Source organism: Okeania sp. SIO3I5 (assembly GCF_010672085.1).
Taxonomy (GTDB): domain Bacteria; phylum Cyanobacteriota; class Cyanobacteriia; order Cyanobacteriales; family Microcoleaceae; genus Trichodesmium.
On sequence record NZ_JAAHHT010000186.1, the window covers coordinates 1 to 19,245 of the forward strand.

12 protein-coding genes and 2 pseudogenes are annotated in these 19,245 nt (G+C 36.2%); 9 read left to right on the plus strand and 5 right to left on the minus strand.

The window, feature by feature from the left end:
* Positions 1-503 precede the first annotated feature (503 nt).
* On the plus strand, positions 504-1,481 hold the full coding sequence (locus tag F6K40_RS29495) for a DMT family transporter (protein ID WP_293140997.1): 978 nt from the start codon (positions 504-506) through the stop codon (positions 1,479-1,481).
* A 534-nt stretch (positions 1,482-2,015) separates the two neighbouring features.
* Here the strand turns inward: F6K40_RS29495 and F6K40_RS29500 are convergent.
* The gene (locus tag F6K40_RS29500) at positions 2,016-2,456 is read right to left on the minus strand and encodes an ArsC/Spx/MgsR family protein (protein WP_293140999.1); all 441 of its coding nucleotides are present in this window, start codon (positions 2,454-2,456) and stop codon (positions 2,016-2,018) included.
* Positions 2,457-3,765: 1,309 nt separating this feature from the next.
* Between F6K40_RS29500 and F6K40_RS29505 the strand changes: the two genes are divergently transcribed.
* The 8 genes and pseudogenes from F6K40_RS29505 (at position 3,766) to F6K40_RS29545 (ending at position 12,106) form a co-directional block, all read left to right on the plus strand.
* A complete protein-coding gene (locus F6K40_RS29505; protein ID WP_293141018.1) occupies positions 3,766-4,443 on the plus strand; it encodes an amino acid ABC transporter substrate-binding protein in 678 nt (225 codons plus the stop codon).
* 855 nt (positions 4,444-5,298) lie between these two features.
* The gene (locus tag F6K40_RS29510) at positions 5,299-5,529 is read left to right on the plus strand and encodes a pentapeptide repeat-containing protein (RefSeq protein WP_293141001.1); all 231 of its coding nucleotides are present in this window, start codon (positions 5,299-5,301) and stop codon (positions 5,527-5,529) included.
* A gap of 573 nt (positions 5,530-6,102) precedes the next feature.
* The gene (gene ltrA / locus F6K40_RS29515) at positions 6,103-8,013 is read left to right on the plus strand and encodes a group II intron reverse transcriptase/maturase (protein WP_293141003.1); all 1,911 of its coding nucleotides are present in this window, start codon (positions 6,103-6,105) and stop codon (positions 8,011-8,013) included.
* A gap of 81 nt (positions 8,014-8,094) precedes the next feature.
* Positions 8,095-8,553, plus strand: a pseudogene (locus tag F6K40_RS29520) (pentapeptide repeat-containing protein); the annotation flags it as partial.
* Positions 8,554-8,794: 241 nt separating this feature from the next.
* Entirely contained in the window at positions 8,795-8,998 is a 204-nt protein-coding gene (locus tag F6K40_RS29530) for a hypothetical protein (RefSeq protein ID WP_293141005.1), read from the plus strand.
* Positions 8,988-9,116, plus strand: a complete 129-nt coding sequence (locus F6K40_RS29535; RefSeq protein ID WP_293141007.1) for a hypothetical protein — start codon at positions 8,988-8,990, stop codon at positions 9,114-9,116. The genes F6K40_RS29530 and F6K40_RS29535 overlap by 11 nt, the downstream gene beginning before the upstream one ends.
* A 458-nt stretch (positions 9,117-9,574) precedes the next feature.
* Positions 9,575-11,494: pseudogene (ltrA, locus tag F6K40_RS29540) on the plus strand (group II intron reverse transcriptase/maturase); the annotation flags it as partial.
* A gap of 12 nt (positions 11,495-11,506) precedes the next feature.
* Positions 11,507-12,106, plus strand: a complete 600-nt coding sequence (locus tag F6K40_RS29545) for a pentapeptide repeat-containing protein (RefSeq protein ID WP_483143781.1) — start codon at positions 11,507-11,509, stop codon at positions 12,104-12,106.
* Between the two features lie 597 nt (positions 12,107-12,703).
* Here F6K40_RS29545 and F6K40_RS29550 read toward each other — a convergent pair.
* From F6K40_RS29550 to pyrH, 4 genes are all read right to left on the minus strand, one after another.
* Complete coding sequence (locus F6K40_RS29550; protein ID WP_293141011.1) at positions 12,704-13,147, minus strand: hypothetical protein; 444 nt, start codon at positions 13,145-13,147, stop codon at positions 12,704-12,706.
* 1,479 nt (positions 13,148-14,626) lie between these two features.
* Positions 14,627-15,742: a geranylgeranyl reductase family protein gene (locus F6K40_RS29555; RefSeq protein WP_293141013.1), complete on the minus strand. Its 1,116-nt coding sequence runs from the start codon at positions 15,740-15,742 to the stop codon at positions 14,627-14,629.
* 1,516 nt (positions 15,743-17,258) lie between these two features.
* Entirely contained in the window at positions 17,259-17,807 is a 549-nt protein-coding gene (gene frr / locus F6K40_RS29560) for a ribosome recycling factor (protein ID WP_293141015.1), read from the minus strand.
* Complete coding sequence (gene pyrH, locus F6K40_RS29565) at positions 17,788-18,522, minus strand: UMP kinase (protein WP_293141017.1); 735 nt, start codon at positions 18,520-18,522, stop codon at positions 17,788-17,790. The genes frr and pyrH overlap by 20 nt, the downstream gene beginning before the upstream one ends.
* Positions 18,523-19,245 lie beyond the last annotated feature (723 nt).

Consider the following 19,245-nt stretch of genomic DNA (forward strand, 5'->3'; position numbering starts at 1 on the left):
TCTCAAAAAGCTGGTACTTTTTCAGGACTAAAAAATGCTACAACCTTTGCCTGTTAATGCTTTCATATTTAATCAGCAAACCCTAAATATTTATCTATAGTTGCATTTCAATCCAAACAACTAGAAAATTATTACTGTTTTTTCTCAAAACTCCTAAGCCAAATTTGAGAATATGTAGCCAAACTTTTTCAACTTTGGTATTATTCCCTATTCGTAATTGTATATATTTGCGATTTGCGGAAATTAAGTAAAACTCCAATACATTATCCCCGTCCAATTGATGTACCTAGTCAAAAACCTTTGCTTGGTGTCAAAAAAATCTAAAAATTCGCTGATATTATGTCTGTCTAAATATTTATCTATAGTTGCATTTCAATCCAAACAACTAGAAAATTATTACTGTTTTTTCTCAAAATTCCTAAGCCAAATTTGAGAATATGTAGCCAAACTTTTCCAACTTTGGTATTATTCCCTTATTCATTCCCTTGATTGACCGATAAATAATGACAATTCAATCTGAAACTCAACAGTATCGCAAAAATTTTGTATCAATAATTATTCCCTTTAGTCTATTACTGTTAGGTGTTTTTTTTCTTTCCTTTGCTGCCATTTTAATTAGATTGAGCGAACAAGAAATTGGAGCAAATGCAACAATTTTTAATCGCTTATGGATTGCGACAATTTTTTTGGGATTATGGAATCAAATTACAAACTTTATCCCTCTATTAGCTTGTGAATCTACTCCTAGCCAAGAGAATAAAATTATTAATCATTTGGGTATTTTCTTGTTATCAGCAATTGTTGATTTAATGTGTTTATTATTTTGGGCTTGGTCTTTAAATCAAACCAGCGTTACAAACTCTAATTTACTTCATAACCTGACTCCTATTTTTGCAACTTTTGGGGGATGGCTATTTTTAAATCAATCTTTTAATAGGCGGTTTGTGGTGGGAGTAATTTTAGCGTCTCTTGGCTCAAGTGCGATCGCATTTTCCGATTTACAATTTGGCAGTCAATATTTGATTGGTGATGGTTTAGCTTTACTTTCTGCCCTATTTTATGGCGTTGGTTATCTGATTTATGAACGACTCAGAAATCAGTTTTCAGCTACAACTATACTATTCTGGACGTGTTTTTTTAGGAGTATTTTACTTCTGCCTCTTGCACTTGTTACTGACCCTCAATTATTTCCCTCATCTTGGTCGGGATGGTTGACAGTTATCTGTTTAGGAATATTTTGTCTAGGTTTGGGAAATTTGATTTTTATTCATAGTCTGAAGCAATTTTCTGCGGGATTTGTTTCCCTTTTTCTATTACTCGGACCTATTCTTACAGCAATTTTTGCTTGGATTATCTTTTCTGAAAAATTAAATTTTATTAATTGGATTGCATTTACTATTGTGTTACTTGGCATTTATTTTGCTAAATCTGGTCAAGGTGCACAGAAAAGTACAAGAGATATTATCAATTCAGATGTGTAGCACTACACGCAAGGCAAAAGTCATCGATTCAAAGGTCAAAAATAGTTTATGAATAAGTTTGAGAATTAAGTAGGGTTGGAATTTTATATTGAGGAAATTTCACAATTGATGAACAGGTTAATTTACCAGAAGTTGTCAAAATTTTGGGAGGCAAGATAGAGACTATTGAAGAATTTAAAACTCCCTTAAGTAACAGTATTCGTAATTGTATATATTTGCGGAAATTAGGGAAAACTCCTCATTACGGTGTCCCCAGCTTGAAAGGAGCAAGTAGCAAATATTCCTTCTCCTTTCCCCGGAGTATTTCGCAGTTCAAATCCATCAGCCATAATTAACCTCCTAAGATAGTATAGGTTTGAAATCTCAACCCTATTTAATCATAAAACTGGTTTTGAAAATAAATATATTCAACACATAAAATAATCATCACTATAGTAGTTCTTTAATCTATAAAGTATGGAAATATCTCCCGCTAGAAAATTATCTAACGAGAGATTAGGAAAATTTAGAGATAAAAATAGGTTTTTTTAGACTCTAATGATGATGATGATGACTATTTGGACAAGTTTGTAAATCTTGACTCATCAACTCGTCACTTTTTGCTTTTTGAGTCTCATCTACAGCTTCTAAACCAACCCAATTATTAACAATTTCAACATCAAATCCCACCTCTCGGCGATCGCCTACTTGAATTAGAGGACGACGAATTAATAATGGGTCATTAAGCATCATTGTTAGGGCAGTTTCTGCATCAGTTTGTTCGGGAACTACTTCTCCAGATTTAACTTTCGGAGCTGCTTTATTAAACCACTCCGCTACTGGGCGATCGCCAAAAAATAGACGCAAATTATCTTTTGTCCAAGCTTCTTTCAACAAGTTATGAGTTTCTAATTGATGACCTGCTGCTTCTAGCAAAGTCTTTTGCTTAGTATTGTTTTTACAGCCTGGTTTCTCATAAAAAATCACCTTTGCCATTGTCTTTTCTCCTCAGCAGTTTTTTGGTGATTTTTTAATCTTAATACCTGATTAAATAGCAAATTGTAGCCAATTATCAAGAAATTTCCTTGTTAGGTATGATATAATACAAGTTTTATATAATAGGAGATTTTTTTAGGAGTCAGAATGAATGGCTTCAATACCATTTTTTAGGTCGTAAATTATCTTTTTTGTCAAATAGACATATCCTGAAAAATATTTTTATTGCCCTTACTATTCGTAACATTCTTTTTGAAAATTGGTATAATTCTATATCGGAATTTTAAACCAAATTAAATATTTATCAAAAAGCAAATTGTTATACTTATACCAATTTAATAAATGTTTGCTAAAAATTAGTCCCTATTCCCTACTCCCTATTCCCTATATTGATTTTTATGATTAACTCATCTACTTCCTACTTTCTGATTCCTGCTTACTTTTTCAATCAAATAATTATCTATTTAATCAGCATATTTTTTATGAGTTTTCTTTGGCAAAGTTTGAACGAAGTCAGAAGTTATAAATTGTTTCCGATGCAATCTACTTCCTATTTTTCATAACGAAATTAGAAGTCAGAAGTTGCTGCCGATACAATCTACTTCCTATTCCCTATTTCCTATCTCTATATTGATTTTTATGATTAACTCATTTGTTTCCTACTTCCTGATTCCTGCTGACTTTTTCAATGAAATAACTAGCTATTTAATTAGCATATTTTTTATGAGTTTTCTTTGGCAAAGTTTGAACGAAGTCAGAAGTTATAAATTGTTTCCGATGCAATCTACTTCCTATTTTTCATAACGAAATTAGAAGTCAGAAGTTGCTGCCGATACAATCTACTTCCTATTCCCTATTTCCTATCTCTATATTGATTTTTATGATTAACTCATTTGTTTCCTACTTCCTGATTCCTGCTGACTTTTTCAATCAAATAACTAGCTATTTAATCAGTATATTTTTGATGATTTTTCCTTGGAAAAGTTTGAACGAAGTCAGAAGTTATAAATTGTTTCCGATGCAATCTACTTCCTATTCTTTATAAGGAAATTAGAAATTATAAATTGCTTCTGATGCAATCTACTTCCTATTCGCTATTCCTTATCTATATATGGATTTTTATGATTAATTCATCTGTTTCCTGGTTCCTGATACCTGCTGACTTTTTCAATCAAATAACTAGCTATTTAATCAGTATATTTTTGATTAGTTTTCCTTTGCCAAGTTTGGCAGAAACTGTATTAGAAAAATTCAACAAACGGGGGTATTAAAAGCAGGAGTTAGAAGTGATGCAGTTCCATTTAGCTACATTAACAGTCAAACCAATCAATTAGAAGGTTATTCAGTTGAATTAATTAAATTAATTCATCAACGTCTAGAGCAAGAGTTGGGTAAACCAATTAAACTAGAATTGCAAGAAGTATCTCTAGAAGAACGTTTTCAACTAATTAAAGATGGAAAAATAGATATTGTTTGTGCAGCTACAACTATTAATAATGACAGGGAGAAAGTAGTATATTTTTCCATTCCTTTTTTCACTACAGGAATTCAATTGTTAGTCAAAAAAACAGATGCAGAAAAGTTTAACCCAATCAAAGGTACTAGGGAAAAAATATCAATAGGCTTATTAGAAGGTACAACTACCGAGCAGGAATTTCGCCCTATTTATCCTAATGCAAATTGGCAGACAGTTACTAATAGAACCGAAGGAATTAATCAATTATCTGAGGGTAAAATTGATGCTATTGCTAGTGACGGTATTTTGTTACTAGGAGCAATTTGGCAACAAAATAAAAATTTTAGTGAGTTTGCCCTAATTCCAAAAATTCCTTTTACTTTTGAAAATTATGGTTGTATTTTGCCATTAGAAAATTCAGACTGGGATAAATTTGTTGATACTACTATTGCTAGTGATAAAAATACCCAACTTTTACATCAATGGTTTGACCCTAAAAAAGGTAAGTTTCCTTATGAAAGCTTTAGATAATCTCTGAAAATATAACAATTATTAGCCGTAAGTCAGATACTATGATCTAAGCATTCAACGGTCAGCTATTAACTATCAGCTTCCACAAGATATCTACATTTACCACTATATAATTGTATGGGTTGACTATTTTTTGAATTCAAAATTCGCGCATTCTAAAGTTCAAAAATTTTGGTTATAACTTAATTTCAATAATTGTTGAATTAAGAATTCAAGCCTCGTTCTTCATCCAGAGCAAAAAAATCAAAAATATTTTCCTTATTTAAAGCCTCTGACTTTCCTGCGGAATGCGGAGCAAATAGGCAGAGGTTATAATGAGCGAGTTAATAATTTTTAATGCGTGAATTGATTTGACAACTCAAACTCGTTTTTTTTGTGCTTCAATTCTCTAGTTGAAAATGTAGTAGAAGTTAAACGAATACTTGCTTAATTAATTTAAAAAGCTGAGAGCTAACTGCTAATACCTGAATAGTTAATAATATGATTTTCTGAATTAATATTGGAATACCTGTATCAAAATAATGAGGCAGGATAAATTTGAGTTACAGAATTAACAAGATATAGCACTATGCATTTAGGGAGTAGACATTGGTATAGCAATCGAAGCAAAGGTTAGGACATTACTAAATTCTGAAACTCAGTCAGGGATTACTTCTATAGCAGGGAACAGGGAACAGTGGGAAAAACATTTCCTACTCTAAGATTTATCATCAGTTCATGTCCTAACCAATTCCTTCTTAGCTATAACTTCAGACTTCTGACTTGCCCCTAGGGCTATAAAATCCTGTCGATCAATTCTGCTATGAGTATATATCAAAGAAAATTGATGATTAACCAAATTATGGAAATAAAATTATGGAAATAGACGAATTATTAAGGCAATATGCAAGAGGAGAAAGAAATTTCAGTGGCCTATACTTACATGAAGCACATTTACTAGAAGCTAATTTAGAAGGCGCTAATTTTTTTGAAGCTGACTTAACAGGTGCAAACCTGAGTCGGGCAAATCTTAGTAGAGTAAATCTGACCAAAGCGAATCTCAGTGGAGCGAATCTAATTGGAGTTGTGCGACTCGTTGGCCACTAAACTAGGAATCTAGGTATAAATGGCCATTCCAAGTCAATACATGAGGACAACCTCGACTTGTGAATAACTCTTATATCCTTGATGGTGAAATTCCATCTGCCCTGTTGTTGGGTTGACAGCATAGACCACGGAGTAGAGACTGAACATCAATCTCCGAAGCTGGTCTAAAAGCGGGATGCGGACCAGTTACCGAGGAACGATACCGCGAGCAAAGGCTGACAAGTAGACGAATAGGAAGTAGTTTAAACTCTCGTTATTAGAAACCATTCCAAAGGTAGCTATGGGATGTAGGACAAAAGTCAGGGGGTCTTTGGATAATCTTATAACTCTGGAATTATCAGCAATCATACCGAACCCTCCGGGAGACTCTACCTCACTAAATCAGCCGTAATAAAGGTATAAGGGAACGAGGAAACCTCTCTAAGACACCTAAGAATATAGGTCGATAACTTAGGAAGCCATTCAAGGTCAATCTACACAAAAAGTTGTAGGTCTTAGGGAGAGTAGGATTGGGTAAAAAGCTATCAAGCTGACGTACCCACTGTTAGACGTAATGTAAGGTAATAATTAGCAATGAATAAAGCTAAAACACTAAAAAGACATTTAGGCAATCCTAAACCCTTTCTTGAGTGCGTCTTACATTCTGAGGAGACCTCAGAATTACGCACTCGCTTTTTAAGCGTGGCATGGGATACAGACGATATACCAGACCCAGTATGTATTAATCCAAACCTAAAATGGAAAGATATTAACTGGAAGAAGGTAGAAAAATTTGTATTTAAGTTGCAAAAATTAATTTACAGAGCATCCAGCCGTGGCGAAATCCGCAAGATGCGTAAATATCAAAGACTTCTGACCAAAAGTTATTACGCCTTGTTGCTAGCTGTTAGGCGCGTGACCCAGGATAATCAAGGTAAGAAAACTGCTGGAATAGATGGTATTAAAAATCTACCTCCAATGCAGAGACTCAACCTTGTAGATATGTTAGGGTCACGATTTCTTAAAGCAAGTCCTACCCGCAGAGTCTGGATACCAAAACCAGGGAGAGATGAAAAACGTCCATTAGGCATACCTACCATGTATGATAGGGCGTTACAAGCCTTGGTTAAGTTGGGCATGGAACCAGAGTGGGAGGCAAGTTTTGAACCTAATAGCTATGGTTTTAGACCAGGACGGTCAACACATGATGCCATAGAGGCCATCTTTATAAGCATCAACCATAAACCTAAATATGTATTAGATGCTGATATATCCAAATGTTTTGACCGAATTAACCATGATGCACTGTTGAGAAAAATAGGTCAGACACCTTATCGACGATTAATCAAACAATGGCTAAAGTCCGGGGTATTTGACAATAAAAAATTCTCAAACACTGTGGAAGGTACACCACACTCCGGGGTAATATCACCTCTACTAGCAAACATCGCCCTACACGGTATGGAAGAGTGCTTAAGCAAATTCGCTGAAATCTTACCAGGAAGAAAGCGAGATAATAAATGCGCATTGTCCTTAATACGCTATGCTGATGACTTTGTAATCCTGCACGAAGATATCAAAGTAGTGTTACAAGCTAAAACCGTAATACAGGAATGGTTAAGCCAGATAGGATTAGAACTAAAACCAGAAAAAACCAAAATTGCCCACACCTTGGAGGAATATGAAGGAAATCAACCCGGATTTGACTTCTTAGGATTCAATGTCAGGCAGTGGAAGGTAAAGTCAACTAAACAAGGATTTAAGACGCTGATTAAACCGTCCTCTAAGAGTATCAAAACTCATTATCGGAAAATGGCGGATATATGTAATTCCCACAAAACCTCTCCTGCTAATGCAATAATCGCTAAGTTAAATCCGATAATAAGAGGATGGGCTAACTACTACTCTACCGTAGTCAGTAAAGAGGTATTCAACAAACTGGATGACCTCCAATGGAAAAGACTATGGAGATGGGCAAGTAGGAGGCATCCAAATAAGTCGGCTCAATGGGTGAAGAAAAAGTATTTCTCCAAAGTCAATAGTACCAGAAATTGGGAACTTAACGACAATGGTTATATACTAAACCGACACTCAGATGTACCTATTGTAAGACACATCAAAGTGAAAGGTGCTGCATCACCTTATGACGGCAACTGGACTTATTGGAGTAACAGGATCGGCAAATATCCAGGCGTAAGGAAAGAAGTCACAACGCTGTTAAAACGGCAAAATAATAAATGCGCATTTTGTGGACTAACCTTTAGGTCAAATGACCTTATGGAAATTGACCATATAAAACCAAGGTCTGAAGGTGGTGACAACACGCTCAAAAATAAACAACTGTTGCACCGACATTGCCACGACACGAAAACTGCTTTAGACAATAAAACATATCCAAAATTTAAGGCACAGTACCAAGCTGATAACTATATATGGATTGACGATATGTTAACTTGTCAAGCAGGATGTACCCATGAAAAGGGACGTTTAGGAGAGGAGCCGTGATGAGGTGAAAGTCTCACGTCCGGTTCTGAAGACGAGTCGGGTAGGGTAACTTACCTGGCTTAGTTTAACGATTTAAGTGAAGCAAATTTGTCTGACGCCCTTCTAGTAGGAGCTAAACTTACCAAAGCAGATATAACAAGAGCTAAACTTACCAAAGCAGACTTAAGTCGTGCTAATTGTAGTCAAGTTAATATGATAGATGCTGACCTGTCAAGAGCTATCCTCTATGAAACAGATTTACATGGAGCTAACTTATATGGTGTTAATTTCCGACGAGCTATTCTCAATGAAGCTGACTTAATTGGTGCTAATCTCACCAGAGCAGACATGGCAGGAGCAGACTTAATAGGGGCAAATCTAACCAGAGCAGATTTAACAGAGGCTATTTTAAGTGCTGCTGACTTAAATGGAGCGAGTCTTTTGGGTGCTAATATTTCTGATATTAATTTGGCTGGAGCAGCTCTCCAAGCAGCAATTATGCCAGATGGTACAAGTTATGAAGAATTTAGCAGAGCTATCCCTCTGGAAAAGAGGGAGTAGGGAGTAGGGGGGAAGGAATTAATAATTTCTGTGGGATAATTAATTTTCTTTTTTGTTATTTGTAGATATCTAGTAGATATCTATTAGAAACTAGAAACACTAGAAACCGGGTTTCTAGTTTCGCCGATACTTTTACTTTCCCCTGAGAAACCGGGTTTCTTAAGCTTCTATATTTAGGGTTAGGTTGATCAATTTGGTGTTAACATAGCACCAAAATATGCTATTTTTTAAATCTTTAAAAATGAGACTTAAAATTTTTTCTGCTGTCTTAGTTTTTACTACAGTTTTTCCTAATCTTCAAGCTATTGCTGAGAATATCCAACATACACAAAAACTATTATCTAGTAAACAATGTCCTAATTGCGAACTAACTGGTGTTGGTTTGGTATTGGCAAGTCTTCAAGGTGCTAACTTAGAGGGAGCTGTGCGACTCGTTGGCCACTAAACCAGGAAAACTGGGTATAAATGGCCGTTCCAAGTCAATACATGAGGAAAAACCTCGACTTGTGAATAACTCTTATTACCTTGGTGGTGAAATTCCATCCGCCTTGTTGTTAGGTTGACAGCATAGACCACAGGGTAGCGACTGAACATCAATCCCTGAAGCTGGTTTAAAAGCGGGATGCGGACCAGTTACCGAGGAACGATACCGCAAGCAAAGGCTGACAAGTGGACGAATAGGAAGGTAATCAAACTCTCGTTACTAAGAACCATTTCAAAGGTAGCTATGGAATGTAGGACAAAAGTCAGGGGGTCAATGGATAACCTTATAGTTCTGGGGTTATCAACAACCATATCGAACCCTCCGGGAGATTTTGCCCCACTAAATCAGTCGAAATAAAGGAATAAGGGAACGAGGAAACATCTCTAAGACACCTAAGAATATAGGTCGATAACTTAGGAAGCCATTCAAGGTCAATCTGCACAGCGGTTGTAGGTCTTAGAGAGAGTAGGATTGGGTAAAAAGCTCATTGAGCTGACGTACCCACTGTTAGACGTAATGTAAGGTAATGAGCAAGCGATGAATAAGGCCAAAACACTAAAAAGAAGATTGGTTAATCCAAAGCCCTTTTTAAGCGTGGCATGGGATACAGACGATATACCAGACCCGGTTTGTATTAATCCAAATCTCAAATGGAAGGATATTAATTGGAAACGGGTTGAGAAGAATGTATTTAAGTTGCAAAAGTTAATTTACAGAGCATCCAGCCGTGGCGAAATCCGCAAGATGCGTAAATACCAAAGACTTCTGACCAAAAGTTATTACGCTAGGTTGCTAGCTGTTAGGCGCGTGACTCAGGATAACCAAGGCAAGAAAACTGCTGGGGTAGATGGTATTAAAAATCTACCCCCCATGCAGAGATTTAACTTGGTTGATTTATTAAACACGCAATACCTTAAAGCAAGTCCAACCCGTAGAGTCTGGATACCAAAACCAGGGAGGGATGAAAAGAGACCTCTTGGAATCCCCACAATGTACGACCGTGCATTACAAGCTCTGGTTAAGTTGGGTATGGAACCAGAATGGGAAGCACGCTTTGAACCTAACAGTTATGGTTTTAGACCAGGACGGTCAACACATGATGCTATTGGAGCTATTTTTAAAAGTATCGGTCTCAAACCAAAATATGTGCTTGATGCTGATATATCTAAATGTTTTGACCGAATTAACCATGATGCACTGTTGAGAAAAATAGGTCAATCTCCTTACAGACGACTAACCAAACAATGGTTAAAATCTGGGGTATTTGACAATAAACAATTCTCAAGCACTGTGGAAGGTACACCACAGTCCGGGGTAATAAGTCCCTTACTAGCAAACATCGCCTTACACGGTATGGAAGAAAGGCTAATGGAATTTGCCGAAAAACTCCCTCTAGAATATACAAGTGGGGGGAAAATGTCAAAACGAGACAAACGCCATAGCCTTAACCTTATACGCTATGCTGATGACTTCGTTATCCTACATGAGGACATTAAAGTAGTGCTACAAGCTAAAGCCGTAATACAGGAATGGTTAAACCAAGTAGGATTAGAACTAAAACCAGAAAAAACCAAAATTGCCCACACCTTAGAAGAATATGAAGGTAATAAACCTGGGTTTGACTTCTTAGGATTCACAATCAGGCAATGGGAGGTTAAGTCAACTAAACAAGGATTCAAAACGTTGATAAAACCGTCCTCAAAGAGTATTAAAACTCATTATCGGAAATTGGCGGATATATGCAGTAATAATAAAACTGCCCCTGCTAGAGCTTTAATAGCTAAATTAAACCCGGTAATAAGAGGATGGGCTAACTACTTCTCAACAGCAGTCAGTAAAGAAGCATTCAGTAAAATGGATATGCTTTTATGGAAGAGACTATGGAGATGGGCGAGTAGAAGGCATCCAAATAAGTCGGCTGAATGGGTTAAGGAAAAGTATTTCCCCAGAATTAAAACCAGGAATTGGGTACTTAACGATGGCGAATATATGACTTACCAACACTCAGATGTTCCTATTATAAGGCACGTCAAAGTGAGAGGTAATAAATCCCCTTATGACGGTGACTGGACTTATTGGAGTAGTAGAATCGGCAAACATCCAGGCGTAAGGAAAGAAGTCACGGCACTGCTAAAAAGGCAGAAAAATAAATGCGCATTCTGTGGACTAACCTTTAGTCCGAATGACCTTATGGAAGTTGACCATATAAAACCAAGGTCTAAAGGTGGTGACAACACATACAAAAACAAACAATTGTTGCACCGACATTGCCACGACAGTAAAACGGCTTCAGACAAAAAGACATATCCAAAATTTAAACCGCAGGATTTACCTGAAAATTATATATGGATTGACGATATGCTAACCCTGAAGCAGGATGTACCCATGACAAGGGACGTTTAAGAGAGGAGCTGTGATGAGGTGAAAGTCTCACGTCCAGTTCTGAAGACGAGTCGGTTTGGTAACAAACTGGCTCAGTTTAACAACTTGAGTGGAGCTAATCTCAGTCGGGCGAATTTAACAGGGGCAAATTTATCTGGTGCAAATTTGGCTGGTGCAAGTTTATTTGGTGCGAATTTAACTGGTGCTAATTTATCTGGGGCAAATTTGGCTGGTACAGATTTAAGAAGTGCTTATTTAACTGGTGCGAATTTAACAGGTGTTGACCTAAAAAGTGCTTTTTTGTTAGGTGCTATTGGAATGCCATCTAATGTTGGTGAAGCTGAAGATTTTTATCGGTTAGGAATTGCTGAAGCAAAGGCAGGACATTATAAGGATGCTGTTAGATATTATAACCAAGCTATTAGTATGAAGTCTGATTTAGCTGCTGCTTATTTTGCAAGAAGTATGGCTCTTGCTGACTTGGGAAGTCTTGAAGCAGCTCTTGCAGATGCTGAAAAATCTAAGGAGATTTTTGTTTCTAAAGGTAGTAAAGAGGGTGAAGAATTATCACAATATTTGGTGGAAATTATTGACTTACGTTTGAATCCTCCAGAACCAGAAAAGCCTAATCAATTTGTACACGCTATTGGTTCTTTACTTCCTTCTTTATTAAGGTTGGCATTTTAATCAGTTATCAGTTATCAGTTATCAGTTATCAGTGCTTCTGGAAATAGTAAAGTTTATTTTTTTCATTCCCTTAAAATGATTATAAATAATATCAAAAAATAGGTTATAAATTTGAGGCTAATCTTGTCGTAACCACGACCAAGGCAAGTTCTTTTCTCCAATATATTTGCGAAAGAATAAAAGGTCGTAATCTACTAACTGAACTTTTTCAGAATCTTTGTTATAAGAAAGAACAAGAGGAGGAATTCGATTTAGTGACTGTAGACTATCTATAGAAATGTGAAAGTTAGAGTGCCTATTGGTATTAGTAAAATTCCTATAGATTGGATAGATTCTCCAGCAGAATTATTCCGTAGCTCGTGATATTGGTATCCTTGACGAACACTTCTGGATAGATAACCATCCAGAAGTTAAAGGTCGCTAGTAGTGGCGACAGGGTTAATGGATTTAAAATGTGATATTGCATATATATGGGATGAATTATAGTTTTACAGAAAGGAAAGTAAAAAATGAGTTTACCTTTCTTTTCTGCAAAGATTCATCTCTTAGTTTAGCAATGCCAAAATGTAGCTTCTTTAGTTTTAGATGTATACCCCATTAACGGAACTTTGTATATTTACCTTCAAAGACACATTTTGACCAACCACGAGATCCCTGATTGTGTCCTTTCCAATCAACATAAGGACTTCTTGCATGAGCTCGAGTCTTTAAGTTTTGTGGCGCTTTAATTCCTGTTCCTGGGATTAGTTCAATATAATTATCCCACACAGAGTCACATTGATTATCAGAGCCATTTTTTGATGCAGGATATTTTTGGAGACTCTCGACTGTATAAACAAAGTCTGACGGTAATTTATGTTCATACCATTCTGAAGTACATGAATATCTATGACTATATCCCGACCCTCTAGTTGTACACTCCGTTGTATATTTAAAATCGTTAATTTCTGCTGCGTAAACACTACTACTAACAAAAAAACTAATAATAAGTAGAGTAGTGACAATAACTATGGTAATTGGATTTAGATTTAGTTTATTCATAGGAAGAGATATTTAATACAGGACAACTAAATATAACTAAGGAAGCAACTAAGCATGATAGTAAAAATAATGCTGTACTGTTAGTTATTTCTCTATTGTCTTATACATAGAGTAGAGTAACCTTCAGGAGATATTATCTAATTAATTATGTAGCAATAAGCGTAGGTTGGGTTGAGGAACCCAAAACCCAACAACAATTAAAAAAAAATGGTGTGTTACGACGGATTGTTCTAGGAGATGGATAGTGAAATTTTTGACTATTGCGTATAGATAAATGATTAATTCATTTTCTGAAGCACTCCGCCAGAGGAGATGAATAGTCAAATTTTCCGACTATTGCTCTATACGCCAGAGTTAATACATTTCCTGAAGCACTCCGTCCGAGGAGATGGATAGTAAAAATTTTTGACTATTGCTCTATACGCCAGAGTTAATACATTTCCTGAAGCACTCCGCCAGAGGAGATGGATAGTGGAATTTTTCTTCTATTGCCTTAAGAGCTAGAATCAATACATTTGCTGAAGCACCCCCGCCAGAGGAGATGGATAGTGGAATTTTTCTTCTATTGCCTTAAGAGCAATAATCAATTCATTTTCTGAAGCACTCCGCCAGAGGAGATGGGTAGTGAAATTTTTCTTCTATTGCTCTATATGCCAGAGTTAATACATTTCCTGAAGCACTCCGCAAGAGGAGATGGATCGTGAAAAATTTCTGACTATTGCGGATAGAGCAATAATCAATTCATTTTCTGAAGCATCCCACCAGAGGGGATGGATAGTCAAGATTTTCCGACTATTGCTCTAGACGCCAGAGTCAATACATTTCCTGAAGCACTCCGCCAGAGGAGATGAGTAGTGAAAATTTCCGACTATTGCGGATAGAGCAATAATCAATTTATTTCCTAAAGCACCCAGTCAGAGGAGATGGGTAGTGAAAATTTTCCGACTATTGCTCTAGACGCCAGAGTTAATACATTTCCTGAAGCACCCAAGCAGAGGGGATGGGTAGTGAAATTTTTCTTCTATTGCCTTAAGAGCAATAATCAATTCATTTTATGAAGCACTCTATCCGAAGAGATAAATAGTAAAAATTTCCGACTATTGCTCTAGACGCCATAGTTAATACATTTTGTGAAGCACCCAGCCAGAGGGGATGGATCGTGAAAATTTCCGACTATTGCGTATTGAGCAATAATCAATTCATTTTATGAAGCACCCACCCCGCCAGAGGAGATGGGTAGTGAAAATTTTCCGACTATTGCGTATTGAGCAATAATCAATTCATTTTATGAAGCACTCATCCGAATAAATGAATAGTAAAAATTTTCGACTAGACCGACACACCTTAAATGTTACATCAGAAAAAAGCGCTCTGCACAGTTTTAGCTGTGTCAGTTCACTACACTTATTGCACCATTTTTAATGCGTCAGCCTACTACTGGACTCTCCCAGACTCCCCAGACTCCCCACACTTGCCTATTCAACCTCTTCCTGGTAAAAAACTACTACTCAACTTCTTAATAGCAGTATTAGCAATATCCGCATAACGCAATTCTCCACACAAAATTCTACTCATTACTGTCGTAGCTGCCGGTAACTTAACCCCTACTGTATAAGCTACTTTCGGAAACCGATAAAATGCTCCAGCTAAACGACTCGCCCAAACCATATCCGCACCCCATTCTTCATTAACTATCTGAGTATATTTTTTCAGAGCATCTCCATCGCCTCCCAACGCTTGATTGATCGCTTCAGCAGCTTTTACACCACTAAAAATTGAAGGGCGAATTCCTTCTGCTGATAAGGGGTCTGATAAACTTGCTGCTTCTCCTGCCAAGACAGCATTTTGAGTGTGAAGATTTTTATCTCCATCCCATAGAGAAATGTCATGTTCTAATAATTTATTTTGACTTATATTTGCACCAATTTGTTGAGCATATTCCATCAAATCTTGAGAGAGATTTTTGGCTTCCCCACCTCTAAAAGTAGCAATACTAATTGAATAGGAATCAGCTTTAGGGAAACCCCAAATATTCCCATTTTTAACTAAACCAAATTCAAAGGTTGCTTTTTGATTTGACTCATTTAATGGTGCTTCAAAAACTAGACTTTGCCGTTTTTTAGATTCTTTAAAACCCAACCATTTAGACATTGGTCCTTTAGCTCCATCAGCAGCAATTAAATAACTACCAGTAAAAGTTTCCGTTGTTGTTTTAACTTCCCAAGAATCGCTTTTAAATTCAATACCTGTAACTTCTGTTTTGTCTCTTAATTCTGCACCTTGTTCTGTAGCTTTTTGAATTAGAAAATTATCAAAAACATCTCGTTTTACCATCCACATAGGAACAGGCAAATTTGCTTCTACAGGATCTTCTAATTTCCATGTATAACGAATTTCTTTTACCTTGAGAGAAATTGCCGGGCTTAAATCAAAATCAAACCATTGAGCGATCGCTGGAGAGACTCCACCACCACAAGCTTTAATTCTAGGGAAAGATTCTTTTTCTATGACTAAAACAGAACGTCCTTTTTTTGCTAAATGATAAGCTGCTGTACCTCCTGCTGGGCCTGCTCCTACGATTATACAATCAAACATTTCTTCTAACTTTAATACTGAGATTTTTTATGATTTGTTAGGGGGGGGGAAAGGGTCTATTTCTTAGGGGAGGTTTCTAATATAATAGATAAGTAATTGAATTACTCAAATTATTTATAAAAGCACCTCCTGTAAAAGTTAAGATTTCCCACTTTACCTATTATTCTCTAATATAGTCGATTTTGAATATGTTGTCGATATACAGGTGTTTTGATTTTTAATTTTTTATACCATTTTCATAAAATATTGCAGAGCGTGATAGAACAGGTAAAAAGAGATAGGTAATGCCGGAACCAGGAAAGATAAATAGACAAAAAATGGAGGAAAAAACTTTAATGAGTGACAATGAATACAAGCTATAAAGTATTAAACTGTAGGAATAAATCACAAATTGGAATGTAACAACCTTTTTTGAATTTGGTATTACTTTTTACTTTTGTTTATATGTTTCAGCATTTGGCTTTTGAAGGTAATAACTTACTAAGGTTAGTAGATAGCCTTTTTTTCCCTGGTTCATGCTGGGCAAATATATTTTACTTCTTGGAGACTAATTTTTTGAGCCAAGATAATGAGTTAATAATACCAATTACCAATTACCATGCATTAATTCTATATTTCAGCTATACTTCAACACCTCAATAATGACTAAGATTAAAAGTCTGTTTTTGACAATTAGAGACTGAATGTATCAGGAAATATAAAAAGGAGATAGGGAACACTTAACTGGGAACAGGGAATAGGGAACAGGGAATAGGGAACAGGGAATAGGGAATAAGGAGAAAACAATCAAGACAAATATTTGTCTGAAGAATCTAAGAAAAGAAAATAAGTATTGAATACTTCTCTATCTACCTTTTTTTCAATCCCTTGAAGTATTACCGCTTTTAGATTTTAGCCACAAGTGATGATCTCTTAATATTTATTTTACAAACAGTCTCTTATTCGTCTGTTAGTATAGATTTTTCCTACTTTTACTCTCCACATACCTCCCACACTTCCCACACTCCCCTCCTAGGAGGGGTTAGGGGTCGGTTTCCACCCAATCTTATGTAGCATTCATGCATGAGAAATGGTAAACTCATAGCTGATAGCTCATATAGTGTTTTTAAATGAGATGTAAATTTAGATTCAGATTTTGTCTAATAAAAAAGCGTACTTATCGAGTTCCTATTCCCTTAGGTTTTTCAGTATTTAATGCTGTTTTATATTCTTTAGCATTACAAGAGTAACCCAAATCTCTATACATTTTTAATACTCTTTTTCTGGATCTCAAAAAAACGCTGTATAGCAGTATGAAATTATTTGTGAAAAAAACTGTAGGGGTTTAGTCTTTTTACCCAATTTTCAGTTTGGTTTGGAGACCAAACCCCTAGGATAAAATATTACAACTTAATGTGTTAATTGCTATAGCTCATATCTGACAGCTCAATACTTGCAAATAATGAGTTTTAACTCATTATTTATAGGTTATAGCTGATGGCTAAATGCTTACTTATCTGTTATTTTCAAGTTTTTTTTAAACTGTCGTAATATCCTTTTCTTTAGCAGCTAGTAAGTCATCTATTTTGGCGATGTATTTATCTGTTTTCTTTTGAATTTTGTCTTGCAAATCTCGTGATTCATCTTTAGAAATATCGCTCTTTTTTTCTTGTTTACGAACTGAATCTACAGCATCACGACGAATATTCCGGATAGAAACTTTCCCCTCTTCTGCAAGTTTTGCTGCTAACTTAACCATTTCTTGACGACGTTCAGTTGTTAGTGGAGGAATATTTAACCTAACAATAGATCCGTCGTTGTTGGGAGTTAAACCAACGTCTGACATATTAATAGCTTTTTCAATCAGACCGAGACTACTTTTATCAAAAGGTTGAATAGTAATTGTACTAGCATCTGGTACACCAATATTTGCCATAGATTTGAGTGGAGTTGGCGCTCCATAATAGTCCACTGTTATTCTGTCTAAAAGAGAAGCATTAGCTCTTCCGGTTCTAATAGTATTGAAGGAATTTTTAGTCGCTTCAATTGCTTTTTGCATCTTCTCTTCAGCTTCTTCTAGATTCATCAAAACCTCCTACAATAGTTCCAATTTTTTCTCCCATAACAGCTTTACGGATATTACCCGAAACTGAAAGGTTAAATACAATAATCGGGATATGATTTTCTTTACAAAGAGCGATCGCCGTACTATCCATCACCCGTAAGTCTTGAGTTAATACTTCCCCATAAGTCAGGGACTCATATAATTTGGCCTCTGGATTCTTATGTGGGTCAGAATCATAGACCCCATCGACTTTAGTGGCCTTAAAAATTACCTCTGCATCAATTTCTGCTGCTCTGAGAGCGGCAGTAGTGTCAGTGGTAAAAAATGGATTACCAGAACCCGCACCAAAAACTACCACTCGCCCTTTTTCTAAATGGCGAATAGCTCGGCGGCGAATGTAAGGTTCGGCTAGTTCCTGCATAGCGATCGCTGTTTGGACTCTTGTTGGTACTCCTGTTTGTTCCAGGGCATCCTGTAAAGTAATAGCATTCATCACAGTGGCAATCATACCAACATAATCTGCCGTTGCCCTATCCATTCCCTTAGAGGCTGCTTTCACACCTCTAAAAATATTACCGCCTCCAACTACAATTGCCATTTGGATTCCTGTGGCCACTACTTGAGCCACTTCCTGGGCAATTCCTTGGACTACTGCTGGATCAATGCCATAGCCCAAACTTCCCATCAAGGCTTCGCCACTCAATTTGAGCAAAACCCGTTGATAAACTGTGCCCATGTTGTGAGTATTTTCTCAACTAAAGTTGCTTCCACAATACGATACCAGTTGAGTTACTTTTTTCGACTATTTTCTTCTTAAGAATTAGAGGATAAAAATTTAGAAATTGGTATTTATTCAGTTGTTTATGAATTTTTTCAGGGCAAGCTTTGTCATTTCAGTTATTAGTTATTAATTAGCCTCCTGTGAAGGAACTTTGTTTTTAATATCGCGGAGGAAAATAGTACCTACCGCTCAAGTATCCTGCTTGAAAATACTTATGGCGAATATTTTTTTCATTCTCTATCTAATGAAAGGATATTGACTTAATTTTTGGGCGACAAAGTTCAAGGTGCGTAAGTTAGTTTTTGACTGACTTATAGGTTATGAAATCTGGAAAAAAATCGGCATCCATTTTGAAAAATACTACCCACACTACCCACCTTTCCGGCACTCCTTACTCGATTGTTTATGAATTTTTTTCAGGGCAAGCTTTGTCATTTCAGTTATTAGTTATTAATTAGCCTCTTCGGGAGGAACTTTGTTTTTTATGTTGGGGAGGAAAACAGTACGGACTGCTCAAGTATCCTGCTTGAAAATACTTATGGCGAATATTCTTTTCATTCTCTATCTAATGAAAGGATATTGACTTAATTTTTGGGCGACAAAGTTCAAGGTGCGTAAGTTAGTTTTTGACTGACTTATAGGTTATGAAATCTGGAAAAAAATCGGCATCCATTTTGA

Bases quoted from the DNA above. Each gene is read 5' to 3' on its own strand.
- F6K40_RS29495 (WP_293140997.1), top strand. From the start codon at position 504: ATGACAATTCAATCTGAAACTCAACAGTATCGCAAAAATTTTGTATCA.
- F6K40_RS29500 (WP_293140999.1), bottom strand. From the start codon at position 2,456: ATGGCAAAGGTGATTTTTTATGAGAAACCAGGCTGTAAAAACAATACT.
- F6K40_RS29510 (WP_293141001.1), top strand. From the start codon at position 5,299: ATGGAAATAGACGAATTATTAAGGCAATATGCAAGAGGAGAAAGAAAT.
- ltrA (WP_293141003.1), top strand. From the start codon at position 6,103: ATGAATAAAGCTAAAACACTAAAAAGACATTTAGGCAATCCTAAACCC.
- F6K40_RS29530 (WP_293141005.1), top strand. From the start codon at position 8,795: ATGAGACTTAAAATTTTTTCTGCTGTCTTAGTTTTTACTACAGTTTTT.
- F6K40_RS29550 (WP_293141011.1), bottom strand. From the start codon at position 13,147: ATGAATAAACTAAATCTAAATCCAATTACCATAGTTATTGTCACTACT.
- F6K40_RS29555 (WP_293141013.1), bottom strand. From the start codon at position 15,742: ATGTTTGATTGTATAATCGTAGGAGCAGGCCCAGCAGGAGGTACAGCA.
- frr (WP_293141015.1), bottom strand. From the start codon at position 17,807: ATGAATCTAGAAGAAGCTGAAGAGAAGATGCAAAAAGCAATTGAAGCG.
- pyrH (WP_293141017.1), bottom strand. From the start codon at position 18,522: ATGGGCACAGTTTATCAACGGGTTTTGCTCAAATTGAGTGGCGAAGCC.